Origin of the sequence: Agarivorans sp. OAG1 (genome assembly GCF_037076485.1) — a bacterium.
GTDB lineage: Bacteria > Pseudomonadota > Gammaproteobacteria > Enterobacterales > Celerinatantimonadaceae > Agarivorans > Agarivorans albus.
Window position 1 is genome coordinate 957,073 of the sequence record NZ_AP028990.1, and the last position, 25,165, is coordinate 982,237.

Genomic DNA, 25,165 nt, shown 5'->3' on the forward strand with positions numbered 1-25,165 from the left:
TGTTGAAATTTTATTCGAGATAAGCGGGCTTTAATCGCGGCGAGCACTTAGAATCTTAGTGGGCTAAGCGAGAAGTGTTCAACAAAGAGTAAAGTTCGCTTATCTGAACCCTTCGGGCAGCATTTCTTAGCCATTTATTCAGCGTTAGCGAGTGATTATTAAGCCCACTTAACTTCACACTCACTGCCTTGCTTAAATGGCTAATAAATTGCTGTAAAAACCATCAGCAAAGATTAACAGCCCCTAATCTACGTAGAACTTTTGTTGAAACTCTAGTAGCTGTTGGCTTTTGCCATCATCAATGGTGAGCTTGAAACGAAAGGTCTCTTCGTTGCTGTGACGTAATTCGGCAATGTAGTAAATCGACTCGCCTTCGCGAATTTCTTTAAACTCTAGGTTTTTTTGATTACCAATTAAGTTACGTGCTGTTCCTGATATGTTTACTGCGACTGGAGCCTTGTTAGCTGATTTGTTGTCGAGCACGGTAATGTTAATCAGGCCGTTATATCGGCTACGCTGCAAACCGTAAATTTTGGCGACTTCTGCTGGAATAAAGGTGGAGTTAAAGGCCACATAGTGCACTTCATAGTTACCCAGTTGAACCTTTTGTTCCGCCTGACTGGGTAGAGAAAATAGCATTATGCTGGCGATCAAGTTGACCAAGAAAAACTTACTCATGAGGACGACCTTTTTTACATGCATGGTTTAAGTATAGAAAGATTCTGCGCGATAAAAGTTACAGCAAACCAGCGATTATCTCAGGGATTTGTTTTGGCTGAGCAATGCTAATGGTTTTGTGGCGACCTAGTTCTCCGCGAAGGATAGAGATTTGGGACTTGGCCACTTTACATTGTTTCGCTAAAAACTTGCTCAAGTGCTGATTGGCTTTTCCATCAACAGGTGGAGCAGTAATGGCGATTTTAAGCTCTTCACCGTGCAGGCCAATAATTGCCTCGCGGCTGGCCTTAGGTTGCACGTAAACCTGCAACAGCAGGTTTACGTCATCAAAGCTAACGGGCTTAGGCAATTACAATGAGCTCCAGAATGGTACCCAGCCAGCGATTAACAAGTTAAGAAAGTTAAGCGCAATAAATAGCACCAATACAGATAAATCCAATCCTCCCATGGAAGGAAGAATTCGGCGGATCGGTGAAAGTAGCGGTTCAGTTAATTGGCCTAATACATACTCTATTGGGCTGCGACCTTGGCTTACCCAGCTTAGGATTGCGCGCAGTAACAATACCCAGAACAACAACATTCCTGCTTCTTTTAGGGTGCTAAACAAGGCCAGAATCGCTACCGCAGTTAAATCAAAACCGCCACGTAGCTGCATTAAAATAGCCCATTTGGCAAAGGATATGACTAATGCCAAGAACACTGCTGCCCAATCTACTCCAGCGAATCCTGGGATAACCCGGCGTAGCGGAACGACAATGGGGTTAGTTGCTTTAACCACAAACTGGCTAAGCGGGTTGTAAAAATCGGCGCGCGCCATTTGTAGCCACACACGCAGTAAAACCACCATCAAGTAGAGGTTGAATACAACTTCAATCAAGTAACTAAGCGCTTGCATAAGGTCCTCAGAATAATTTAAAACAAACTTTCCATTTCGCGTCCGCGTTCAACGGCGGCGTCCATGGCATTGGCGACTACTTTACGTAAGCCTTGCTCTTCAAAAACACGAATCGCCTCGGCAGTCGTTCCTCCCTTAGAAGTAACATTGGCCCGAAGTGTCGCTAAATCAAGGTCTGGATTAGCTGCAACCAGTTCGGCACTTCCTAAAGCTGATTGTTGAACCAAGCTTCGCGCTTGTTCAGGGCTAAAGCCTAGTTGCTCTGCCTGCTGCTGCATAGCTTCCATGAATAGGAAAAAGTAAGCGGGGGCACTGCCTGCAGCTGCGATGATATGGTTGATATCATCTTCGTTTGCCACCCAGCAGGTTTCACCTACTGCTTGCATTAGCTGCTCGGCGCTAGCAATTTGCTCTTCGCTTACATCTGCTGGAGCAAATAAGCCCGTCATACCGCGGCCAACCAATGCAGGAGTATTAGGCATGGTGCGCACAATGGCAACCTGCTCACCCAGTAAACCTTTCAAGCGTTTAACGCTGACACCTGCAGCAATAGAGACAAACAGTTTATTGCTTAAGTCATTGCCTGCATCGGCAATGGCTTGGCAAACCACAGCCATAAGTTGCGGTTTTACCGCCAATACAATCACATCACTTTGGGCAATGGCTTGATTGTTATCGCCAGTTACATTTACTGAAAATTGCTGCTTAAGATTTTGCTGCTGCTCAGTATTAGGATCACTAGCGGTAATGTTGCTTGGGTTTGCGCCATTAGCGAGTAAGCCGCCAATCAAACTGCTGGCCATGTTACCACCGCCAATAAACGCAATTCGAGCTGTCATGTTCAATTTTCCTTATTATTGTTCTTATACCAATCGTACTAAGTCACTGGTCATTCTAGCTGGTTAAAAACCTCGATAATTGCGTTAGCATTTTTGATTGTAGAATAACTACGTATCGAAAAATCCTGTCTTATTCTCGAGTATTTTTCCTGTGCTATTTCTGATCACTTACTTAGTGTGATTGGTATTAGTTTCGTTGGCCAAATATCGCGCTGCCCACCCTAACCATGGTACTGCCGTTATTGATTGCCATTTGCATGTCGCCACTCATCCCCATGGAAAGAGTATCAACACTAGAATATTGTTGCTGTAATTCGCTAAATTTTTGTTGCATGGCAGCAAATTGAGTTGCCAGTTCTTGGCCTTGCTCAAGCTTTTGCGGAATGGCCATTAAACCACGCAAGGTTAAGGCTGGCTGTTTCGCAATGTGTGCAGCCAATGCATCTACATCTTCCAGTAACACTCCAGATTTAGCCGGTTCTTGGCTAATATTGACTTGAATACACACTTGCAAGGGCGCCATATTGCTAGGGCGCTGCGCTGCTAAGCGATCGGCAATTTTGGCCCGCTCTAGGGTTTGCATCCAATCAAAGTGCTCCGCCACAAGGCGAGTTTTGTTGGACTGCAAGGGGCCAATAAAGTGCCATTCTATGGGCTCTTTTAACCAGCTCTGCTGTTGGCTTTCGATGATTTTATCTACGCCTTCTTGCACATAGTTTTCACCAAAGCTGCGCTGGCCTGCCTGATAGGCGCTGGCAATATCACTCAAGGGTTTGGTTTTACTAACGGCTAACAAATCAACAGCATCAGTGGGGCGATGTGCTTTAGCTAACGCTTGCTGAATTTCTTGGTTAACAAATTGAAGTGCTTGGGTAATACTGCTCATAGACTCACATTGAGGAAACAATTAAATGGATGTTACTGAATTACTGGCCTTTAGTGTAAAACATAACGCGTCGGATCTACACCTATCTGCAGAATTGCCACCGATGATTCGGGTAGACGGCGAAGTACGTAAAATTAACGTACCGGCATTAGAGCATAAACAAGTTCATAGTCTGATCTACGACATTATGAACGATAAGCAACGTAAAGAGTATGAAGAAAACCTCGAGATTGACTTCTCGTTTGAGGTTCCCGGCGTAGCGCGCTTTCGTGTGAATGCCTTCCAACAAAGCCGCGGCGCGGCAGCGGTATTTCGTACCATTCCTTCAGAAGTATTGAGTTTAGAGCAACTAGGTGCACCGGCCATTTTTAGGCAGATCGCGGAACACCCACGTGGTTTAGTGCTAGTAACTGGCCCAACTGGTTCTGGTAAATCAACCACATTGGCGGCAATGATCGATTACATTAATGAGCAGCGCCACGAGCACATCCTTACCATTGAAGACCCGATAGAATTTGTGCACAAAAACAAAAACTGTTTGATTAACCAACGTGAAGTGCACCGCGATACTCATAGCTTTAACAATGCGCTACGTTCAGCGCTTCGTGAAGACCCGGATATTATTCTGGTTGGTGAATTACGTGACTTAGAAACCATTCGTCTAGCACTCACCGCGGCCGAAACGGGTCACTTAGTATTTGGCACCTTGCACACCACCTCAGCAGCTAAAACCATTGACCGTGTGATTGACGTATTCCCAGCAGCAGAAAAAGACATGGTGCGCTCCATGTTGTCGGAATCGCTGCGTGCGGTAATTGCTCAAACTCTGCTTAAAAAACTGGGCGGCGGACGAGTGGCTGCTCACGAAATCATGACCGGTATTCCAGCTATTCGTAACTTGATTCGTGAAGACAAAGTGGCGCAAATGTACTCGGTTATTCAAACCGGTATGGCGCACGGCATGCAGACCTTGGATCAAAACTTAAAAGAGTTAGTGAACCAAGGCATGGTGTCGTATGAAGACGCTAAACTTAAAGCTGCAGATCCGAATAACTTCTAGGAGGGTTTATGTTACTCGATGAGCTATTAAGCGATATGTCGGAGCGTAAAGCATCCGATTTATATCTATCAGTTGGCGTGCCGCCTAGCGCGAAAGTGAGTGGCCGTTTAATGCCGCTAACTGAGCAAAAACTAATGCCAGAGCATGTCATGGATATGCTGGCCGCCATTCGCTCAGAGGCTCAGCTAGAAGCCTTTGTTACTGGTCGTGAGGCAAACTTTGCCATCGCTCGCCAAGGCTTGGGCCGCTACCGTGTGAGTGCTTTTTATCAACGCGAACAGCCAAGCATGGTAATTCGTCGTATTGAAACTGATATTCCCAGTTTTGAGCAGCTGCAGTTGCCGCAAATTCTCAAAGAAGTAGGTATGTCGAAACGTGGTTTGATTCTGTTTGTTGGTGCGACCGGTGCTGGTAAGTCAACCACTCAGGCCAGTATGATTGATTATCGCAATCACAATTCCAGTGGGCATATTCTTACCATTGAAGACCCGGTAGAATTTATGCACAAACATGCTGGTTGTATTGTTAACCAGCGTGAAGTGGGCATTGACACGCCGTCGTTTGATGAAGCCTTGAAGAACTCATTGCGTCAAGCACCCGATGTGATTTTGATTGGTGAGATCCGTACCCGCGAGACCATGGAGTTTGCGTTGCAATTCTCTGAAACGGGTCACTTATGTATGGCTACCTTGCACGCCAACAACGCTAACCAAGCCCTCGACCGGATTATGCACTTAGTGCCAGAAGAGCGTCATCGCCAACTGTGTTTTGACTTATCATTCAACCTACGTGCGATTGTGGCTCAGCAGTTAGTGCCAACCAAAGATGGCAATGGCCGTCGCGGGGTATTTGAAATTTTACTTAATACACCTTTAGCCGCGGATCTAATTCGTAAAGGTGATATGCATAAGCTCAAAGAGTTAATGAGTAAATCCCGCGAACAGGGCATGTTAACCTTCGACCAAAGCTTGTTTGAATTGTTCGAAAGTGGCGTAATTGGCTATACCGAAGCTATTGCCCATGCTGATTCACCTAACGATCTTCGTTTGATGATTAAATTGCATGGCACCGAAAAATCGAATAATTTAGACAGCGGAATGTTAGACGGTGTTACCGTCGATTTTTAACAGTTGAAAGGAGCATTATGTTAGCGGTTATTTCACCAGCTAAAACCTTGGATTTTAGTTCTGAGTTAGCGAGTTACTCATCTTCTCGCCCTGAGCTGCTTGAGCATAGTGCCGAGCTAATCGATGTAGCTAGGCAGTTAAGCCCAGCCGACATCGCTAGCTTAATGAAAATCAGTGATAAGTTGGCAGGCTTAAACGCTGCCCGTTTTGCTGAATGGACCAAGGACTTACCAGAAGATTTGGCTCGCCCAGCGGTGTTTGCCTTTAAAGGTGATGTATACACGGGCTTAGATGCAGCCAGCTTAAGCGCTGAGCAATTAGACTATGCTCAGCAGCATTTGCGAATTTTGTCCGGTCTTTATGGTTTGTTGCGTCCCATGGATTTGATGATGGCCTATCGCTTAGAAATGGGCATTAAGCTTGCCAATGAAAGAGGGGCAAACTTGTATCAGTTTTGGGGTGAGATTATCACTGATAAGCTGAATCAAGCCTTAGCCGAGCAGGGCGACAACATTCTGGTTAACTTAGCCTCTAATGAGTACTTTAAAGCGGTTAAACCCAAGCTTTTAAATGGCACGGTTATTACCCCAGTGTTTAAAGATCAAAAGAACGGTCAGTATAAGATCATTAGCTTTTATGCCAAAAAAGCCCGTGGCTTAATGGCTCGCTATATGTTCGATAAGCAGGTCACCAGCTTAGAGCAACTGAGCCAGTTTGATTATCAAGGTTACTATTTTGATGAAGCTAGCTCGGATGCTAGCACTTTGGTCTTTTTACGTGACGAAGCTAAGACCTAAGGTGGTTTACAGCCTGAGAAAGCCCCACTTAGTTGGGGCTTTTTTTATGCGCATAATTGTTTACGGCGCAACCGAGGGAGATTAAGGCTTTTAGCCACTAAAACAAATCGTCTTTACTAGGCTTAGCTTTTCACTTATCAGTAAGGAAAGCTAATATGTTAGACGCAATCTTAGAGCACTATTCACAGTATCTTTATCTAAGTGCTGAAGTGACTAAAACCAATGGGCAGCACGTTAATGTGAGTGAGCTGTTCACGGTTAAATTTACCTTGCTCAATACCGCCCCAACCATTCGAAGCACCCGCCAAGCTAAAATAGTTTTTTTAAACCCGTACTTACAGATTATTAAGACTGACTATGCCGCACCTTGGGGGCCAGATAATGAAGCTTGGGATTCTATGGGCTTGAACTTTCGTCGAGATCTCAACCCCGGAGAAAGTGCTAACTTAGAAGTTGAATTTGTAGCCCTTCGTTCGATGGACCGCCGTAGATTCATTGTGGAAGAACCCTATACTTCGGTATCAGTTAAAGCGCCATTGGACGTGAATGAACTCTTTTTTGCACATCAACAGTTTGAGTTCTCACATGACATTCGTCACCGCTCACCTACAGATAGAGAGTAAGTGAAAAGTAAAACTATATGATGGTTTTAGGCGATTTACAGTAAAGGCCCGTAAAACTTTTAACTTTTTATTCACTTGAGTTTTTGCTCCAGCCTTGTCAATATCTCAAAAAAGCCTACCTAGAATAGGTTTAATTGGTAAATGGGTGACTTATTTTTTACTCAAGGTAATCGACATGAATAGTCGAGTTAGGCCATATGGAGATAATATGAAAAATAAGATTGCAGTGGTATTAGCGCTAGTTGGCGCAGCTTCATTATCAGGGTGTTCAACTCCTCCTGAAGGAGATATTAGGGTTTTGTGTCCGATTATCGGCGGTGCCTTTGGCTCTGTTGCTGGCGGTGGTGGCATGGTTGCCGGTGTTATCGGTGGCGCGCTGGTTTGTTCTAATCCAGATTTAGACGGTGATGGTGTGGCTAATAGCGTTGATGAATGCCCCGATACACCAGCAGGCGCAATAGTTGACGAACGCGGTTGCGAAATTGTTGAAGAAGTTGTTGTAGAAGAAGTGGTTGTTGTTGAGGAAGAGATTGTAGAAGAGGTGGTCGTGGTTGCTGCAGCAGCTGCAGTACTAATTCCTGAGTCTTGCGAACAATATGTCATGGTTGAAGATGACAAAGTGGTTGGCTTTGAACATATCTTATTTGGCTTCAACAAAGACGAATACGATGCTGATGAACAAGCTAAAGTTGATTGTATCGCTAAAACCGTTATAGCAAATGACTTAAAAATTGATGTAGCGGGTCATACCGACAACATTGGTAGTGACGAATACAATTATGAGCTGAGCAAACGCCGTGCACATAATGTTGGAGTTGCTTTACTTGCTGCAGGTGTAACCAGAGATGCAGCGGTTGAAGAAGGCAAAGGCATTGCTGCGCCAATTGCTTCTAACGCTACCGAAGAAGGTCGCGCGCATAACCGCCGTGTAGAAGTGCGAGTTTATAACTAATACGACGTTATAACAGTCACAAAAAAGCCACGCATTGCGTGGCTTTAATTTTTATTACTTAGCTATTTCTTCGCTTTTTTAGCTAGCTTCTTCGCGCGACCCTTAGCCTTTTTCTTAGCGGCTTTTTTAGCTTCCGCCGTTTTAGGTTTTTTCTTCTTAGCCGGTGGCGCTGCAACACGGTGAGTTGGACGTAAGCCATCAATTACTCGGCGTTTAATTGGCTCTTCGGTATAACGCTCTGCTTTGGCCAACGCTCCCATATCATGTGCTTCAACCAGGTTTACAGCCATGCCTTTGCGTCCAGCACGGGCGGTGCGGCCAATACGGTGTACATAAACATCTGGCGTGCGTGGCATGTCATAGTTAAATACATGACTAATTTCAGGTACATCTAAGCCACGGGCTGCCACATCGGTAGCGATGAGTATGTTTACTTCGCCCTCTCTAAAGGCTTGCATGGCTTGGTTGCGTTTATCTTGTGCCATTTCGCCACGCAAATAAGATGCTTTAATCTCATCGCTTTGTAACTGTTCCGCTAGGGCATATAGACGCTCACGGGTTTTTACAAATACTACACAACGCTCAATCTCTTCGTTAAGCAGGTAGTGACGCAACAATTGGTATTTATGGGCAGCATCATCACAAAAGTGCAAAATTTGTAGAATCTTAGCGCGCTCACGGCGAGGTGGCTCAACTTCAATTTGTACGGGGTCTTGCATTACCTTGTCGGCAAATCGCAATAATCCTGAGCCTTCTAAAGTGGCGGAAAACAAGGCGGTTTGACTACGCTCACTGGTAGCGTCGCTAATTGTTTCCATGTCTTTAATAAAGCCCATGTCTAACATTCGGTCGGCTTCGTCTAGAATCAATACCTCAATGGCTTGGGTATCAAACACCTTATAGGTGATGTACTCCATTAAGCGGCCCGGAGTGGCGATCACGATATCAATATTGCCTTTAAGCTGTTCAGCGTGAACATCGTATTTAACCCCACCTGTGATATCGATGGTAGTGAGTTTGGTGTGCGCTGTTGCTAAGCGAGCCTGTTCGGCGACTTGCATGGCAAGCTCACGGGTAGGCGTCAGAATTAATACTCGACCGGGCCCGGCTTTACGGCGAGGGTAGTCCAACAAATGTTGAATCGCTGGCAGCAAAAAGCCTAGGGTTTTGCCTGTGCCAGTAGGCGCAGAAGCCAGTACATCTCGACCATCAAGCATTGCCGGAATGGTTTGCTGCTGAATAGTTGTGGCTTTTTGTAAGCTCATATCGCTTACTGCAGCTAGGATCTGCGGGTCTAGGTCGAGGTCTTCGAAGGTCATAAATCTACCAAGTTGTGAGGCGCCATCGACTTGAACCAAAAGCGCGGGTCATTTACATTCGCGGCATAGTATAGCGCCAAACAGAGGCAAGCAAGAAGTGATCGATCATAATCAGCGTCCTGGATTCACCTTTAAGCGGTTTCATGTGGCGCACGATCAATGCGCAATGAAGGTTGGTACCGACGGGATCTTATTAGCGGCGTGGCTTAACCTGGCAAATGCTAAGCGTATATTGGATGTAGGAACAGGCACCGGATTAATTAGCTTAATCATGGCTCAACGTGGTGAAGGCAAGCTGAGTATTGATACCATTGATATTGACGCTGATGCCTGTGAGCAAGCTAAATCTAATGTGGCGAACTCTCCATGGGCAGGAACTATCAATGTAACTTTAAGCAGTATGCAAACTCACCAACCACCTTATGCCTATGATCTTATTGTTTCTAACCCGCCGTATTTTCCTGCCGGACAGCAATTCGATGAAAAGCGTCAGCTAGCTAGGCACAGTGGCTCGCTCAATGCAGGGCAGTTTTTTGCTGCCTTGAAAAAGTTATGCCATGCAAACACCGAACTAGCATTAGTGCTACCGTGTGATGTAGCAGAGTTGTGGCAACAGCAAGCCTTAAGCAACAATTGGTGTTTAATACATCAAGCTGAGGTGCAATCACTTCCCAATAAACCAGCCATTCGTAGTTTGATGCGCTTCTCTCAACACGCTTCGTTGTCACTTAAGCAAGAGCAAATCCTTATCTATCAGGAGGATAGAACTTACACTGAACAATATGTTGAGTTGTGTAGAGAATTGTACTTAAAAATGTAGATTTGTTTACTATTGAGTTGGATCAATTATCCTTTATGTAGATTTATTCACTGGTTTTATGTTTTAAAGCCATGCTATATACTCCATCGCTTAAAAATATAATCAATTGCAATCTACAACGGGGATAACACGTGACCAAACCTCTTGGATCATGGAATACAATCAGCTTAGGGATGATGGTTTTTGCCTTTTTTTTAGGCGCAGGTAATTTAATTTTTCCACCTATGGCAGGCATGTTAGCTGGCGACAATTTAGCGATGTCGATGCTTGGCTTTTTGGCCACTGCGGTAGGTTTACCTTTACTGGGTTTATTAGCAATTGCTAAAGCCGGTGGCGGTATTGTTCACCTTGGGCGTTATTTACCCTCAAAGGTGGCTAACTTTATTGCGCTCGCCATTTATCTAGTATTGGTTCCGATGTTCGGTATTCCCCGTACATGTTTGGTAGCTTATGAGCTTGGCTTGGTACCGCTGGTTGAAAGCGCTAGCCAACTCACTTTAATTGCTTACTCATTGTTCTATTTTGTGGCGGCTTTGTTTTTTATTCTGCGCCGTGGCGGTTTAATCGATACTGTTGGCAAAATAATCACTCCTTTGTTGGTAATTTGTATTGCGGTTATCGGTGTAAGTGTATTTAGTAATCCTTTTGCAGAGATTGCTGAAGCACAAAAAGGCTTTGCTGACATGCCTTTTGGTCAAGGTTTTATCGACGGCTACAACACTATGGACGCACTTGCAGCATTGATGTTTGGTGTGTTGATGATTGATGCGCTTAACGGTAAGGGTGTAAGCGGTAAAGGCGAACAATTTGGCTACTTGGTTAAGGCCAGCATTATAGCGGCAATTGGCTTAACCCTATTTTATGTAGTGCTGTTTTACTTAGGTGCTACCGCAACTGGCGTAGCGCCAGAGGCGCAAAATGGTGGCGAAATTATTGTTGCCTACGTAGCAGTATTGTTTGGCGCTAAAGGCCAATTATTGTTATCTACCATTGTAAGTTTGGCCTGTTTCACAACGGCTATTGGTGGTATCTCGTCGTTCTCAACTTACGTGAGTGATAACAGCAAGTTCTCTTATAAACTTACCGCTATTGCTACTGCTGCCTGCTGTGCATTAGTGGCTAACATTGGTTTGAACCAACTGTTGGTGGTTTCTATTCCAATTCTTATTGGTATTTACCCGGTAGCAGTGGCATTGATTGCCTTTAACCTGTTGGTGGATTGGTTTAATCGACCTCAAATGGCGGCTCGATTAATTATTGGTGTAGCGGCTATTTTTGGCGTGCTCGATGCAATCAAAGCGACTGGCGTGAACATGGAAGCCTTTAATGTATTACCGGGCTTCTCACAAGGTTTTGCTTGGTTATTGCCTACTCTAGCCGCAGTATTGGTTAGTGTATTTGCTCGCTCAAGTAAGCAAACAGTAGCCGAAACCGCATAAGTTTAAGCAGCGCCAACAACAGTTTGGCGCTGCTTTTCTTTAGTAAAAACAACATAACAGGTTAATACCTGTTTTTTTTGATTTTCTCATTGAGATCTTGGCGCGCAATCCCTCGTATTCCCCCGTCACGCGCAATACCATAGCCCGCTATTTGTTCGATTGTTGCAATGCAAAATGGAGTTTGTCATGAAAGAAGTCCCATTTAGGTGGATTGATCGCTTTAATATTCACCTTACCTTGCAGGAAAAGTTTCTACTTATGTTCGCTTTTCCTATGTTGGCATTGCTTGCGATCTTATTGATTGTGTCTAGTAATGTAGAGCAACATTTGCAACAGCTTGATCAGCAACAAGCCCAACTAGTAAATCAAATTATTCAAGCTGAGCCCGAGCAATTGCGTACTGTATTGTCAAAAGCTGGCTATGAATTACGTGGCAATCGAGTAAGCCCTCAGCATCAGCAAACGTCAATATTTGCGCTGTTTTCGGGGCTGCAATACGCCAGCGTTGCAGCGATATTGTTTGTTGCCGGTTTACTGTTTTACTACGTAATGACCTTTATTGGCGGGGCAATGTATCAAATTCACAATGCATTGGACTTGTTAGCCAAGGGCGATTTAACCAATCGTCTTAACTACTTTCAGGTGCGAGATGAGTTCAGCTCTATCGCCATTATTATCGATAAAGTAGCGGAACGAGAACACCAGCTGGTGAGCGAAACCAATGCCAGCAATGCCCTAGTTAAAGATCTTTGCCATCAACTCAGCCAAACCAGCGAGCAATGTAACTGTCTAAGTGTACAACAGCAGGATCGGGTAGATTCCTTAGCTAGTGCCATTGAACAAATGGTAGTAACCATTCGTAACGTGGCTGCCAATGCTAATGATACCGCCGAGCAAACAGGTCAAGCCAATCAAGCCACCAGTGAAGGGCAGCAAAAGGTAGAGTTAACAGTAGAGGCGATTGACCACTTGATGGGGGACGTACAGCGTGCCGAGCAAGCGGTCACTCAATTGGAAAAGCGCACTCAAGATATCGGTGCAGTGGTGACCACCATTAACTCCATTTCTGAACAAACTAATCTTTTGGCATTAAATGCCGCCATTGAAGCGGCTCGAGCTGGTGAACAAGGTCGCGGTTTTGCGGTTGTGGCAGACGAGGTGCGCAGCCTAGCTGGGCGAGCTCAGCAAGCCACTGTAGAGATTCAATCGATGATTGAAGAACTGCAAGCTACCAGCCTTGGTTTAAGCTCAACGGTTAAAGAAAGCGTACAACGTGGTGAAACCAGTAAAGAAATGATGGGCGGTGTGCATCAAACCATCGCGGATATTCATCAGCGTACCGATACGGTTTCGGCAAAAATTTCAGAAATTGCCACGGCCTCGGAACAGCAAGGGGTTGTTGCCACGGGTATCTCGGATGATACACACCAGCTGCGCGACCAAACCGTGTTAGTCACCGAGCTGGTTCAAGGCTCTGATCAGGCAATCAAGTCATTGTTAGAGCAGGTTGAGGTATTAGAGCTGCTTACTAAAGAGTTAAACGTATAAAGTAAATCAAAAGATGCTAATACGATTTATCGTAATAAGTCGCATTAGCAGGCTCGGTTTAAAGCTTGTTAAGCTTGTTGCAGTTCTGCCAATTCCTGCTTTAACTGGCCACACCATTGTTGAATACGCTGGTCGCTTAATTCGTATTGATGTTCATCGTCTAGCGCTAAGCCATAAAAGAATTCGCCGTCTTCGGTGAGTGCTTTAGAGGCTTCAAACTCATAACCTTGGTTTGGCCAAAAGCCAATAAAGTTAGCGCCAGAGGGCGCCAGTTGCTCAAACAATAATCCCATAGCATCTAAAAACCATTCGCTATAACCCACTTGGTCACCTAGGCCAAACAGTGCGATGGTTTTGTTCTTAAAATCAAGCCCTTCAAGGTTATCCCATACGGCTTCCCAATCTTCCTGTAATTCGCCATAATCCCAAGTAGAAATGCCAAGAATAAGCAGCGAATAGTCGTGCATTTGGCTTATGTCGCAATCTTTAATATTGAACATGTCGATATCATGGTCGGCAAATTCAGCGAGAATTTTCTCTGCTGCCATTTCGGTGTAACAGGTAGACGAGCCAAAGAACAGGCCAATGCGCATGTAAAACTTCCTTAAGCGTTGCAGTGTGCGCGGGCAGTTTATCAAAAGCGCTAACTAACACCAATAAGCCAAGTGTTAGCCCGATTAATTAGTGAGAAATATGCCAAGCAAGCAAAGCAAACCTAAAGCCAGCGAGATTGATAATCCACATATCAATCGCTTTATTGAACAGTTGTGGTTTGAACACAGTCTTGCAGAGAATACCCTTAATTCTTATCGCAATGATTTAAACCAGCTAGCGAGTTTTTTGTTGCAGAAAGAAGTCCCGCTAGAACAAGCTGAAGCCTTAGACTTGCAGGGCTTTATCGCTTACCGCTATGAGCAAGGGCAAAAGCCGGCTAGTGCGGCTAGACAACTTTCCACCCTGAAGCGTTTTTACCGCTTTTTAATTCAAGAAAAAAGCCGAGAAGATGATCCCTGCGCGCTGTTAGCACAACCTAAATTAGAGAAAAAACTACCGGGTACCCTAAGCGAAGCCGAGGTAGATGCCTTGCTAAATGAGCCGCAGCTGGATGATCCCATTCAACATCGTGACTTGGCCATGCTAGAAGTTTTATATGCCACTGGGTTGCGAGTGACCGAGTTAGTTAGCCTGCAAATAGAGCAAGTGAGCTTGCGCCAAGGTTTGGTAAGGGTTGTGGGTAAAGGTGGAAAAGAGCGCTTAGTTCCTTTGGGGGAGCAAGCGGTAGATGTATTAGAGCGCTACTTAAAGCAAGCGAGACCGCTGTTACTAAAACAAGAGAGCGATGTATTATTTCCAAGCTCTCGTGGTAGCCAAATGACCCGGCAAACTTTTTGGCATCGCATTAAGCGCTATGCCAGCTTAGCTGGGATTAACAACCACTTATCACCGCATACCTTACGTCATGCTTTTGCCACTCACTTGCTTAACCACGGCGCTGATTTAAGGGTGGTGCAAATGTTATTGGGGCATAGTGATTTGTCTACAACTCAAATCTATACTCACGTAGCAAACGAGCGTTTACGCAGTGTTTACCAGCAACATCACCCGCGCGCTTAGGCGACCTACTAAGCAGTTTATAACTAAATTTTTTGCATTTACCGCCTATAGGCGGTAAGTTTTGCAAGCTTTGCACGGTCTGCTTGTGTACCCCTAATTCGGAGAAAATTTAATGAAATTATCCAAGGCCTTATTGTTGTCGATGAGTTTATTCGGCCTAAGCTTAAACACTGCCTGGAGTGACGATGCCAGTGAGCAGCCTGAAACCAAGGTGGCTCAAGCAGACATGACCAACAAATTGGATACTACAAAAACCAAACAGGTGATTGAAGCGCGTTTGGGTGTAAAAGTAGATGCGGTAGCCGAAACGCCATTAGCTGGTATTTATGAAGTGGCCACCAGCCAGGGCATGTTTTATGTGAGCCAAGATGGTCGTTATTTAATTCAAGGTAGCTTGTTTGATTTAGTCAATCGAGTGAACCTAACGGATGCAAGCATGGCTAAGGTGCGAATTAAGCAGTTAGCAAGTTTTGAAAACGACATGATTGTATTCAAAGCAAAAGATGAAAAATACGTTGTAACAGTGTTTACCGATACCAGCTGTGGTTATTGTCGCAAGTTGCATAATGAAATGTACACTTACAAAGAAAAAAACCAGCAGACTCAAAAAGTTGAAACCTTAGCGGGTTATACCGATTTAGGCATTACTGTGCGTTACTTGGCCTTCCCACGCGGTGGAGTAGATTCACCCGTTTATGGTGAGATGCAAAGCGTATGGTGTGCTGATGATAAAGCCGGTGCCATGAGTGCAGCTAAAAACGGCAGCTCTGTGGCTAAAGCCAGCTGTGACAACACGGTGCTTAAACAGTACCAGTTAGGCGAAGCGTTTGGTGTTCGTGGTACGCCAGCTATGGTGCTAGAAGATGGCACTATGTTGCCGGGATATCGCCCACCGGCTGCCTTGTTAGAGTTTTTAGAGCGTAGCTAGCTTTCACTGCTGTAAATAGGCTCCTACTTTTGTTAAAAAGGGGAGCCTTTTTTATTTCACCATCCTAGAGAAACCTATACGTGTTATTACGCCGCCGCGAAAATCTCGATACCCAAGCGCTACCAGCCGAATGGCCAGAGCTGATAAAACAAGTTTATGTGCGACGCGGAGTAAAAACCGCGGCCGATGTTGAACGGCGCGCTCAAGCTCTTTTGCCATTTCAAGGTTTGCAAGGCATGGATGATGCGGTCAACTTACTAATAAGCAATCTGCAGCAACGAAAGAAGATCCTGATTGTTGGTGACTTTGATGCCGATGGTGCAACCAGCACTGCACTATTGATGGCTGGCTTACCGCAGTTTGGCTTTCGGTCTGTAGATTTTTTAGTGCCTAACCGTTTTGAGTATGGTTATGGCTTAAGTCCAGAGATTGTAGAGCTAGCCGCAGCCAAAGGTGCTGAGCTTATTATTACCGTGGATAATGGCATTTCCAGTATCAATGGCGTTGATAAGGCGCAGTCTCTTGGTATTCCGATACTTATCACCGATCACCACTTGCCAGGTGAGCAATTACCCAAAGCGGCAGCTATTGTTAATCCAAATCTGTCGGCCTGCGCTTTTCCAAGTAAAAACCTGGCTGGCGTAGGTGTAGCGTTTTACTTGCTTATGGCGCTGCGCAGCAAAATGCGTGAACAAGATTTATTTGCCCAGCAAGGCTTGGTAGAGCCCAATATTGCGAGTCTACTAGATTTGGTAGCGCTAGGTACTGTGGCCGATGTAGTGCCGCTAGACAGTAATAACCGAATTTTAGTGCACCAAGGGCTGCAGCGTATTCGAGCAGGTGCCTGTAGGCCCGGCATTCAAGCGCTTATTGAAGTGTCTGGCCGCAATAAAGCCAGTATGGTGGCCAGTGACTTAGGTTTTGCAATTGGTCCGCGCCTAAACGCGGTTGGTCGCTTAGACGATATGAGCTTAGGCATTCATTGTTTGCTTAGTGACGATATTCACCACGCGCGTCAATTGGCCAGCGAAATGGACAGCTTGAATAGTGAGCGCAAAGATATTGAAGCCAGCATGCAACAAGAGGCCCAGCAAAGCGTCAGCAAGTTGAGTTTAGATACTCAAAGCCTGCCCAAAGCACTATGTTTGTATCAGGCCGATTGGCATCAAGGCGTAGTAGGGCTAGTGGCTTCACGTATTAAAGAAAAATACTACCGCCCAGTGTTTGCTTTTGCGGATGGCGATAATGGCGAAGTAAAAGGCTCGGGGCGCTCGGTGGCTGGAGTGCACCTTCGTGATCTACTGGAACGCATAGATACCCAAAACCCAGGTTTAATTGCTAAGTTTGGTGGCCATGCAATGGCTGCGGGTTTGTCCTTATCGCAATCGCGATTTAGCGAGTTTCAAGCTTGTTTAGAAAACACCGCCAAAGATTTTATTGATGAAGAATGCCTCACTCACACCTTACTTAGTGACGGGGAATTAGCACCAGAGCAATTGGTGTTGGAGTTTGCCGAAATGCTGCGTGAATCGGGACCTTGGGGCCAAGGTTTTCCCGAGCCTTTGTTTGACGGTGAGTTTGAGCTCTGTGCGCAGCGAGTTGTGGGCGAAAAGCATTTAAAGATGAGTGTGAAGCTACCGGGCATGAGCCAAGAAGTGGATGCCATTGCTTTTAATGTGGATCGTAGCATTTGGCCAAATGCCAGCCTCAAGCATGTGCAACTGGTTTATAAGCTGGACGTAAATGAATTTAGAGGGCGGCGGAGCGTACAACTTATGGTTGAACACTTAGCCCCCTTATAAACCTTATAGGAGTAGATAGATGTCTGAATCACTGATTGTGGTATGCCCTAGTTGCCAAGCAGGCAATCGCTTACCTGTGGCGCGAGTTGCTGAGCAAGCCAAATGTGGCAAATGTAAGCAAGCCTTATTTAGTGGTGAGCCGATTGATGTTACCGAAACAAGCTTTAGTAAGCACCTTGGTGGCCAGTTACCGGTGGTTGTCGATTTTTGGGCATCGTGGTGTGGCCCTTGTAAAAGCATGGCACCGGCCTACCAGCAAGCTGCTCAGCAGTTTGCTCATCGCGCACAGTTTTTAAAAGTGAATACCGAGGAGCAACAAGCGCTAGCGCAGCGTTATCAAATTCGCTCTATTCCTACTTTAATGGTGTTCAAAAATGGCAAATTATTAAGCCAACAAGCGGGGGCATTGCCAGCTCAAGCTATGCAGCAGTGGCTTGAACAGCACATTTAACTAAATCCAATATCTTTAAAACTTTAGGGCTTATTCTTAGCTCTAAAGTTTTTGCTCTATCCTTCGCATTTTCTACAGCCTAATATTGTGTTGCTTGTCCAAATAGAGATAATCCAAAAAGTTATGTTTTTTAAGTGTTTGTTGTTGGCGAGTTATCTATTTGTTGTCAATAATTTATAAACACATCAACTAAAAATAAGCCAAACACACGGCTAGTGATTAAAGGATTGTTTATGCCTAGGGGAACCTCTCTTACTGGAAACGAGCGCAAGATGGTTGAGCATCAACACATCGTTTCAACTACCGATCCTCGAGGCGTAATTACCTACGCTAATCAAGACTTTGTAGACATTAGCGGTTATAGCAACGATGAGCTGGTGACTCATGGACACAACATTGTTCGCCATCCTGCGATGCCAAAAGTGGCCTTTAAAATGCTTTGGGATCGAATTGAAGGTGGCAAACCATGGATGGGGATTGTGAATAATCGCTGCAAAAACGGTGATAATTACTGGGTCGATGCATTTGTCACTCCCATGCTCTCTAGCAAAGGTGAGATAGAGGGTTACCAGTCGGTGAGAGTAAAACCTAATGCCGAGGCAGTAAAACGCGCTGATCGTTTGTATCAACGCATCAATCAAGGTCAGGCACCTATTTCCCGCTTGGAGCGAGGGATGAATATATTAAGTCGCTATAGCTTAAGTTTCGCCTTACCTGGATTACTGGTGTTGGCATTTTGCCTATTTAACTCGCTATTGTCTTTTGGCAGTGGGCTTATCGCCGGCATAGTGATTATTGGGCTAAGCGTGTTGTTAGCCACTATGCTAAGTGCATCGATCCGCAGTTTGGCCGCCAGTAGTAAACAAACTATTGATGATCCCGTAGCGCAATGGATTTACACCGGGCGCTGCGATGAACTGGGGCAATTGCAATTAGCCAATATTTTATTGGATCACCAACAACAAACTTTAATTTGGCGAGTCAGTGATTCTGCTCAGCAACTGGATAACGTGGCGGCTCAAGCATCTAGCGCAACCGAAGGTGTATACACCGATATGGACTCGCAGCAAAATGAGGTTGAGCAAGTCGCTAGCGCCATTGGCCAAATGGCGAGTAGTGTTGAAGAGGTATCGTCGAGCGTCCAGCAAACCGTGGAGCAAACCAGCCAAGCCGATCAGCAGGTGCGCCAAGGCCACCAAGAAGTTAACGACACCATCGCCCAAATAAACTTGCTGGCTAAAGAAATTGATACTGCCAGTGAAGTGATTGCTTCGCTAGCTCAAGAAAGTGAGCAAATTGGCTCCTTTGTAACGGTTATTCAAGGCATTGCCGAACAAACCAATTTACTGGCTTTAAATGCTGCCATCGAAGCAGCTAGAGCGGGTGAACAGGGGCGAGGATTTGCGGTGGTGGCTGATGAAGTACGAACCTTAGCCAGCCGCACGCAAAGCTCAACCGAAGAAATTCAAAGCATTGTAGCAACGCTGCAAACCGGGGCTGAAAGAGCGGTGAAAGTGATGCAACAAGGTAGCAAGGCCGCTCAGGGCAGTGTTGATCAAGCGGCCCATGCTGGCGATGCAATTATGCAGATTACCCAAACAGTGGAAGAAATTCGCAGCCGTATAAGTCAAATTGCTAATGCGACTGAGGAGCAGGCTTCGGTTGCCAGTGAAATTGGTGGCAATGTTTCTGCCATTAGCCAGCAAACTCAGCAAACCTTGCAGCGTTGCCAGCATACTAGCGAAGCTAATCATCTGTTGGCTGAACAAAGTGGCAAATTGCGGGCAATGGTCGAGTTGTTTGCTCGCTGATCTAGCCTATAAATCAACAATAGATAACTGGGCTTAGCTTTTTGATTTTGCTTTCATCAGTATTAGGGTGAGGATAATTTTGCTGGGCACCATTAACAGCAAGCCTAAGCCAATAATACCTGCGATTATTTGTACCCCAGTTACGCCCATGGAAACGCTGATGTTAGAGAACATAGCTAAAGCTACTCCCACTAGCACCAATAATAAACCTATGCATATAACGGCATATAATAGGTACTTTCCTTGTTGCTGAGTCATCATATAGCCCTTTTTAATAACGACTTAAGCCATTATTAAGCACATGCTTATATACAACCTTGCGTTAGCGCAGTTTATCGTCAATCTGCTGATTGTTTAGTTGGGTTACTTGCTTGAGAAACTTTGAGTAAGGGGGCGTTTTCGGGCCAGCTGAGCATGCCTTTTACCTGCCAAAAGCTACCAATACTGGGTGTTGGTTGTTGATTGAAGTTGATAGTGAGTAATTTACCTTCAACACTTTTAGCTAAGACCTCTTGCTGGTTATTGGTGGTGCCAATAACCAGAATATCGCCTTCAACCAAAGCTGATTGTTGATGTGCTAGGGCGTGTTCTAAAGACAGGCTATCTGTCTGCTTAAAAGGGCTATTAGGCGCCCAGGTGTAGTAACAAAAAAGGCCAATTAGTAAAGCCATTACAAAGGGAATGCGTTTATCGATTATTCGAGGATCTTTGGCCATTTAATGGTCCTTGTTCGTGTTGTTAAGCACTTGGCATTTCAGTGTTTTATCGCCCGCCAGCCACGTCGACAATACTACCCGTGATATAAGAAGCTTGTTCTGAAAGCAGCCAAGCAATGGCTTCGGCAACTTCGCTTGGCTGACCGGCGCGCTGCATTGGAATGGCGCTGCGGACGCGTTCAATCCGGTTAGGTTCGCCGCCATCGGCATGCATGTCGGTATCAATGAAGCCTGGCCGCACCCCATTCACTCTAATCTTTTGCTCGGCTAATTCTAGGGAAAGCCCTTTAGTGAGAGTATCAATGGCACCTTTACTGGCTGCATAATCGATGTATTCGAAGGGAGAACCTATGCGAGCTGCGGCCGAAGACACATTAACAATGGCCCCTCCAGCAGCACCATAACTGGTGCCCATGCGCTTAATGGCATATTTACAGCACAAAAAGGCACTGGTTACGTTAGTAGTTAGCAGCTGATTGATGCGGGCCTGATCCATATTCACCAACGAGCTTTGTGGTAGCAACATGGCAGCATTGTTCACTAAGGCGGTAATGGGGCCGAGTTGTTGGTCAATGGCAGCGAACAGTTTATCAACTTGCTGCTCTTGGCTTACATCAGCAGCATAAGCCATTGCAGGAACACCTAAAGCATGTATTTGCTTCAGTAGCGTGTTAGCAGCTGTTTGGTTTTGTTTATAGTTAATACAAACGGCATAGCCTTGTTGCGCCAGCAGCAAAGCGGTAGCAGCGCCAATGCCACGACTAGAACCGGTGACGAGTGCAACCTTATTCATCGTTGTCCCTGCTAGGTGAAGAAAGACCATGCTAGCAATATCACCCGCCTACAGAAAGCCTTTATGTTACGAATTAAATGACTATATTCCATACTATAGTGCGACAAACTTGCGCCCTAAGCGTTGGCTTTAAGCACTAATCTTTCTAGACTCTGGAATAACTTAACTATCACTCTTGAGATTATTTATGGATATTACCTTTGAATTAGCCAGTGCCTTAAATGTGCAAGCCTTACGTTTAGCCGACGAAAAACAAGTGAGCATTGCTGTTGCAGTGGTTGATGCTCACGGCGAGTTAGTGAGCTTTTCTCGTATGAATAATGTGGCTTTTCATGCCGCAGTACTAGCTCAGAACAAAGCGTATACCGCAGCGCGCGACCGCCAGCCAACAGCCAACTTAGCGGCATGGGCAAAAGAAACTGGTAAAGACATAGGGTATTGGACGGACCCTCGCTTTACCGGTATTCAGGGTGGGGTGCCCATTTACCAGGATGGAAATGTGATTGGCGCCATTGGTATTAGCGGCATGAGTGAGCAAGACGATGCTGCTCTAGCGCAAGCTGCAATAGATGCTATGGTATAACCAAGATCAAATTTTCATCACTGGCGTAAACCTTTGGTTTGCGCTATTGACTTATCTCTCATATCATCCCTGTTCACCTTAACATTAGTTATTATGCGGTATTAAGCAATCACTAATGATTATCAGTTCATCTGAAAGTTTTTTAGTAAAAACTCCGTCAACTGTTCGGTACGTTTAGAGTGTTTTGTTAATAATTTGTTTTTAGCAAAGTTTGATGTTTGATTCGCTAAATGTTGCTATTGGAGCGGCAAGAGAGCTCTGGTCATATTATTCATGATGGCTTGGTTAGCAATTATTTAACATTGTTGAGTCATAGTTGGCGACAGCATTAGTTATAAAAGGTAAACAGGGAAGTTATATGATTTTTCAAGTCAGCAAGCCTTTGGCACATTGTATTAGAGTTGCTGCGTTAGCTTGCTCGCCACTGTTACTTTTGGCATGTGGAGGTGGTGGAGATGAACCATCTGCTCAACAGCAAACTCCAGACACGGGGGCTGCTGCTGTGGCACAAGCCATTGTGCTGCGAGCTGGGGAAACAAACCTAGCCGAAGGCGCGACTAGCCAATTGGAATTGGACTTAGTTTACGACAATGGTGTTACTCGAAATCTCACCCCATTCAAGCTTAATTGGCAATGTAACTCTGAAGCAGTAAGCATTAGTGAATCTAGTTATGTGACAGCAAATTCAGAAGGTGAAGCAAACTGCAGCCTTGCTTGGTCGTCATTGAGTTTGGTAGTGGATTTTACGGTTCGCTCTGATGAGATTATTGCTGAAAGCCTTACTATTTCCCCAGTTAGTCCGGTTGCTCTAACGCTTAACGATCAACAAGCTTTAGAAGTTATCGCCAGTTTTAATGACGGCTCTCAACAAGCAGTGAGCAGTGATGCGCAGTGGCTTTGTGATAGCAATGTAGTGAGCATTAATGCTCAGCAACTTACCGCCGAACTAGCAGGACAAGCCACGTGCAGCGTTACTTGGCAAAACCTGAGTGCTGATCTTGAGGTTGTCGTGTCTGCGCCCGCTACCTTAAGCAGTATTAGCATTAACCCTGCAGGACCCATTGATATTCCTTTAGCATCGAAGCAAAGCTTACAAGTTAACGCTAGCTACAGTGATGGCTCTGTGAAAGCCTCATTAAGCGATGTGCAGTGGGCTTGCGATAGCAGTGTAGTATCAGTAGATGCTCAACAGCTTCTCGTCACTAATCAGGTTGGCCAAGCCATTTGCACTGCTAGCTGGCAAGGCCAGCAAGCAGATATTCAAGTTGAAGTATTAGCGCCAGCTGCCACTAACCACAAACTGTCTCTGGCATCGATAGAACACTTACGCTTTGCCGGGCAAGATTATAGCCGCTTTGCAAGTTGGGTCGACCAAGCGGTTGATGGTAATCCGGGGTATGGATTTTCGCCTACCGATGCGGTTTACATGTATTACCTGACTCAAGATAAAAAATACATTGAGTTAGCAATTGAAGATGTAGAAGAGCAAGTCGTTGCGGCAGAAGCCCTGATTGCTGCAAACGACAAACCAAAAACTTCGTTTGATTCTTATCTTTACGTAGGCGATTTTATCTCTGAGCTGGCTTACGTTTACGACTATGGTTATGACTTGCTTAGCGATAGCCAAAAAACGCGTTGGAAAAACTACGCTGAGCAGGCTATTTGGAATGTGTGGAACCATGCAGATGCACAGTGGGGCGGTAATAGTTTCCCTTGGAGCGGCTGGGCAACCACTAATCCAGGCAACAATTATCACTTCAGTTTCTTAAAAGCCACCATGACTTGGGGTTTAGTGGACGAAAACGAAACTTGGCTCAATCTACTCAGAGATGACAAACTGCCGAAGCTAGTGGAGTATTATGCGCAGTTTGCGGGTGGTGGTAGCCGTGAGGGGACTGGCTATGGAGTAGCTCAGGGTAAGCTATTTGAACTGTACATCATTTGGCGAGACTCTACCGGGGAAGACCTATCACTTGAGTCTTTGCATACAAAACAAACCATCGATTACTGGATCCACGCTACAACTCCAGACTTAACGCATTTTGCGCCAATTGGCGACCAATCTCGGGTATCTTTGCCGGTACTATTTGATTATCACGAAAGCTTAATACAGCGGGCTGCCTCGTTAAATATTGGCAGTGACGCAGCGAAGCGTGGCAGTTGGTGGTTAGCTAATAATTCAGTTAACCCGATGCGCTATGGTTTCAACTTGCATACTACTTTGTTACAGCAAGAGCTCAATCAAATAGTGCCAAGTGATTTGCTGTATTACTCTTCTAGCGCAGGCCACCTATTTGTTCGATCGTCTTGGGATGCCGATGCAAGCTGGTTATCTGCTGTGGCGGGTATTTACGATGAATCGCATGCCCACCAAGACCAAGGCTCATTCACCTTGTTTAAAAATGAGTTTTTAGCCGTAACCCAAAATATTTGGTCACACAGCGGAATTCATCAACTTAGTGATCAGCACAACATCTTACGTTTTGAAGAGGCTGGAGAAATCATTCCGCAGAAGCGCGGTACCGAGGGCAGTATGACTCATCAGGTTAATGGTGATGTTACAACCATAAATATGGACCTAACCGGTGTGTATCCCGCCTATGATTCAATTACCTCGTGGCAGCGTGAGATTCGTTTTAGTGCTGATCAAGTTATGGTCACTGACCAATGTGTTGTAGCCGACACAGTTTCTACTATTTGGCAAATTAACCTGCCAGAAGAGCCGATTGTACAAGCCGACGGTTCTATTATTGCGGGTAACTTAAAAATCACCCCAATAGCGCCTGCAACACCAAGTATTAGTATCATTAACTGGAATGACATTGATGCGGTCGAATACAAGGAAGACCGTTATAGGTTAGATCTAGAGGGTGGCGCTTGTAACTATCAAGTGCAATTGGATGTTCTAAACTAGAGCTGTGAGCAGATTTAAAAGGGAGCCTTGTGCTCCCTTTTTTGTATGCTAGTAGTATGACTTGTTAGAGGTTATCTTCGCTAGGCCTTTAATGATTCGGTAGATTGACCAAATCCAAACTCCTAACAGTACAAAATACCCTACGATTACAAATGCTAGTACAAAGCCAATAATCGATAGGCCAAACCCCCACCAAAAGGTTTTAATAATATTTGAGTAGTGATCCTCAAACAGGGTACCTGCTGCATCCGCTTTTTTCACCATGGCCCAAATAGCGCCCACGATCCAAAACAGACCGGTAAACAAACCTAGAATCATTAAACCATAGCCAATTAATGCGCTGGTTTTAGCGGCTTCATCGCTAGCAGATAGAGGCGCTTCAGTGACTGTATTTTGCATTTCTGACATTATTTACTCCTTAAATTGTCAGTGAGTTAGAACTGGTTAAATTGCCAAAGGCTTAGCGGGTATTTGAAAGTGCGAGATTGCTTGTTCTCGATTTACTGAATACCTCTAAAGAGGTGAATATGACATAGAGAAAAGTGGAAAGCTTTAGCAGATAAGCTAGTT

26 protein-coding genes are annotated in these 25,165 nt (G+C 45.2%); 15 read left to right on the forward strand and 11 right to left on the reverse strand.

The window, feature by feature from the left end; all coding sequences use genetic code 11:
• Positions 1–243 precede the first annotated feature (243 nt).
• From OAG1_RS04445 to OAG1_RS04465, 5 genes are all read right to left on the reverse strand, one after another.
• Positions 244–678: a DUF4426 domain-containing protein gene (locus OAG1_RS04445; RefSeq protein WP_338624328.1), complete on the reverse strand. Its 435-nt coding sequence runs from the start codon at positions 676–678 to the stop codon at positions 244–246.
• Positions 679–736: 58 nt separating this feature from the next.
• Entirely contained in the window at positions 737–1,027 is a 291-nt protein-coding gene (yggU, locus tag OAG1_RS04450; protein WP_338624330.1) for a DUF167 family protein YggU, read from the reverse strand.
• Positions 1,028–1,573 (reverse strand): YggT family protein, encoded by a 546-nt coding sequence (locus OAG1_RS04455; protein WP_016401374.1) that lies wholly within the window; start codon positions 1,571–1,573, stop codon positions 1,028–1,030. It abuts the gene before it with no gap.
• Positions 1,574–1,590: 17 nt separating this feature from the next.
• A complete protein-coding gene (gene proC / locus OAG1_RS04460) occupies positions 1,591–2,412 on the reverse strand; it encodes a pyrroline-5-carboxylate reductase (RefSeq protein ID WP_338624332.1) in 822 nt (273 codons plus the stop codon).
• A 187-nt stretch (positions 2,413–2,599) separates the two neighbouring features.
• On the reverse strand, positions 2,600–3,298 hold the full coding sequence (locus OAG1_RS04465) for a YggS family pyridoxal phosphate-dependent enzyme (RefSeq protein WP_338624334.1): 699 nt from the start codon (positions 3,296–3,298) through the stop codon (positions 2,600–2,602).
• Between the two features lie 25 nt (positions 3,299–3,323).
• Between OAG1_RS04465 and OAG1_RS04470 the strand changes: the two genes are divergently transcribed.
• The 5 genes from OAG1_RS04470 (at position 3,324) to OAG1_RS04490 (ending at position 7,857) form a co-directional block, all read left to right on the forward strand.
• On the forward strand, positions 3,324–4,358 hold the full coding sequence (locus tag OAG1_RS04470) for a type IV pilus twitching motility protein PilT (RefSeq protein WP_016401371.1): 1,035 nt from the start codon (positions 3,324–3,326) through the stop codon (positions 4,356–4,358).
• An 8-nt stretch (positions 4,359–4,366) separates the two neighbouring features.
• Positions 4,367–5,485 (forward strand): PilT/PilU family type 4a pilus ATPase, encoded by a 1,119-nt coding sequence (locus OAG1_RS04475; RefSeq protein ID WP_338624336.1) that lies wholly within the window; start codon positions 4,367–4,369, stop codon positions 5,483–5,485.
• A gap of 17 nt (positions 5,486–5,502) precedes the next feature.
• Positions 5,503–6,282 (forward strand): peroxide stress protein YaaA, encoded by a 780-nt coding sequence (gene yaaA / locus OAG1_RS04480; RefSeq protein ID WP_338624338.1) that lies wholly within the window; start codon positions 5,503–5,505, stop codon positions 6,280–6,282.
• Positions 6,283–6,437: 155 nt separating this feature from the next.
• Positions 6,438–6,905 (forward strand): hypothetical protein, encoded by a 468-nt coding sequence (locus OAG1_RS04485; protein WP_338624340.1) that lies wholly within the window; start codon positions 6,438–6,440, stop codon positions 6,903–6,905.
• Between the two features lie 208 nt (positions 6,906–7,113).
• Positions 7,114–7,857: an OmpA family protein gene (locus OAG1_RS04490; RefSeq protein ID WP_016401367.1), complete on the forward strand. Its 744-nt coding sequence runs from the start codon at positions 7,114–7,116 to the stop codon at positions 7,855–7,857.
• 62 nt (positions 7,858–7,919) lie between these two features.
• On the opposite strand, the gene srmB is transcribed toward OAG1_RS04490, so the two are convergent.
• A complete protein-coding gene (gene srmB, locus OAG1_RS04495) occupies positions 7,920–9,176 on the reverse strand; it encodes an ATP-dependent RNA helicase SrmB (RefSeq protein ID WP_016401366.1) in 1,257 nt (418 codons plus the stop codon).
• Between the two features lie 97 nt (positions 9,177–9,273).
• Between srmB and OAG1_RS04500 the strand changes: the two genes are divergently transcribed.
• From OAG1_RS04500 to OAG1_RS04510, 3 genes are all read left to right on the forward strand, one after another.
• Positions 9,274–9,996 (forward strand): methyltransferase, encoded by a 723-nt coding sequence (locus OAG1_RS04500; protein WP_338624343.1) that lies wholly within the window; start codon positions 9,274–9,276, stop codon positions 9,994–9,996.
• A gap of 131 nt (positions 9,997–10,127) precedes the next feature.
• The gene (gene brnQ, locus OAG1_RS04505) at positions 10,128–11,435 is read left to right on the forward strand and encodes a branched-chain amino acid transport system II carrier protein (protein ID WP_338624345.1); all 1,308 of its coding nucleotides are present in this window, start codon (positions 10,128–10,130) and stop codon (positions 11,433–11,435) included.
• A 186-nt stretch (positions 11,436–11,621) separates the two neighbouring features.
• On the forward strand, positions 11,622–12,983 hold the full coding sequence (locus OAG1_RS04510) for a methyl-accepting chemotaxis protein (protein ID WP_338624347.1): 1,362 nt from the start codon (positions 11,622–11,624) through the stop codon (positions 12,981–12,983).
• A gap of 68 nt (positions 12,984–13,051) precedes the next feature.
• On the opposite strand, the gene fldB is transcribed toward OAG1_RS04510, so the two are convergent.
• Positions 13,052–13,576: a flavodoxin FldB gene (gene fldB / locus OAG1_RS04515; RefSeq protein ID WP_152784442.1), complete on the reverse strand. Its 525-nt coding sequence runs from the start codon at positions 13,574–13,576 to the stop codon at positions 13,052–13,054.
• Positions 13,577–13,676: 100 nt separating this feature from the next.
• Between fldB and xerD the strand changes: the two genes are divergently transcribed.
• The 5 genes from xerD to OAG1_RS04540 all read left to right on the forward strand — a co-directional run bounded on the left by xerD (position 13,677) and on the right by OAG1_RS04540 (position 19,589).
• Positions 13,677–14,597 carry a site-specific tyrosine recombinase XerD gene (gene xerD, locus OAG1_RS04520; protein ID WP_016401361.1) on the forward strand — a complete coding sequence of 307 codons (921 nt, stop codon included), beginning with the start codon at positions 13,677–13,679 and terminating at the stop codon, positions 14,595–14,597.
• A 112-nt stretch (positions 14,598–14,709) separates the two neighbouring features.
• The gene (locus OAG1_RS04525; RefSeq protein ID WP_016401360.1) at positions 14,710–15,525 is read left to right on the forward strand and encodes a thioredoxin fold domain-containing protein; all 816 of its coding nucleotides are present in this window, start codon (positions 14,710–14,712) and stop codon (positions 15,523–15,525) included.
• A gap of 80 nt (positions 15,526–15,605) precedes the next feature.
• The gene (gene recJ / locus OAG1_RS04530; RefSeq protein WP_338624351.1) at positions 15,606–17,327 is read left to right on the forward strand and encodes a single-stranded-DNA-specific exonuclease RecJ; all 1,722 of its coding nucleotides are present in this window, start codon (positions 15,606–15,608) and stop codon (positions 17,325–17,327) included.
• Positions 17,328–17,346: 19 nt separating this feature from the next.
• Complete coding sequence (gene trxC, locus OAG1_RS04535; RefSeq protein ID WP_016401358.1) at positions 17,347–17,778, forward strand: thioredoxin TrxC; 432 nt, start codon at positions 17,347–17,349, stop codon at positions 17,776–17,778.
• Positions 17,779–18,011: 233 nt separating this feature from the next.
• Entirely contained in the window at positions 18,012–19,589 is a 1,578-nt protein-coding gene (locus OAG1_RS04540) for a methyl-accepting chemotaxis protein (RefSeq protein WP_338624353.1), read from the forward strand.
• Between the two features lie 33 nt (positions 19,590–19,622).
• On the opposite strand, the gene OAG1_RS04545 is transcribed toward OAG1_RS04540, so the two are convergent.
• From OAG1_RS04545 to OAG1_RS04555, 3 genes are all read right to left on the reverse strand, one after another.
• Positions 19,623–19,847 carry a hypothetical protein gene (locus OAG1_RS04545; RefSeq protein ID WP_016401356.1) on the reverse strand — a complete coding sequence of 75 codons (225 nt, stop codon included), beginning with the start codon at positions 19,845–19,847 and terminating at the stop codon, positions 19,623–19,625.
• A gap of 80 nt (positions 19,848–19,927) precedes the next feature.
• Positions 19,928–20,305 (reverse strand): hypothetical protein, encoded by a 378-nt coding sequence (locus OAG1_RS04550; protein ID WP_338624356.1) that lies wholly within the window; start codon positions 20,303–20,305, stop codon positions 19,928–19,930.
• A 46-nt stretch (positions 20,306–20,351) separates the two neighbouring features.
• On the reverse strand, positions 20,352–21,098 hold the full coding sequence (locus OAG1_RS04555; protein WP_338624358.1) for an SDR family oxidoreductase: 747 nt from the start codon (positions 21,096–21,098) through the stop codon (positions 20,352–20,354).
• A gap of 187 nt (positions 21,099–21,285) precedes the next feature.
• On the opposite strand from OAG1_RS04555, the gene OAG1_RS04560 reads away from it, so the two are divergent.
• Both OAG1_RS04560 and OAG1_RS04565 read left to right on the forward strand, forming a co-directional pair.
• Positions 21,286–21,681 (forward strand): heme-binding protein, encoded by a 396-nt coding sequence (locus tag OAG1_RS04560; RefSeq protein ID WP_338624360.1) that lies wholly within the window; start codon positions 21,286–21,288, stop codon positions 21,679–21,681.
• Positions 21,682–22,039: 358 nt separating this feature from the next.
• Positions 22,040–24,595 carry a hypothetical protein gene (locus tag OAG1_RS04565; protein WP_338624362.1) on the forward strand — a complete coding sequence of 852 codons (2,556 nt, stop codon included), beginning with the start codon at positions 22,040–22,042 and terminating at the stop codon, positions 24,593–24,595.
• Positions 24,596–24,643: 48 nt separating this feature from the next.
• On the opposite strand, the gene OAG1_RS04570 is transcribed toward OAG1_RS04565, so the two are convergent.
• On the reverse strand, positions 24,644–25,003 hold the full coding sequence (locus tag OAG1_RS04570) for a hypothetical protein (RefSeq protein ID WP_338624364.1): 360 nt from the start codon (positions 25,001–25,003) through the stop codon (positions 24,644–24,646).
• Positions 25,004–25,165 lie beyond the last annotated feature (162 nt).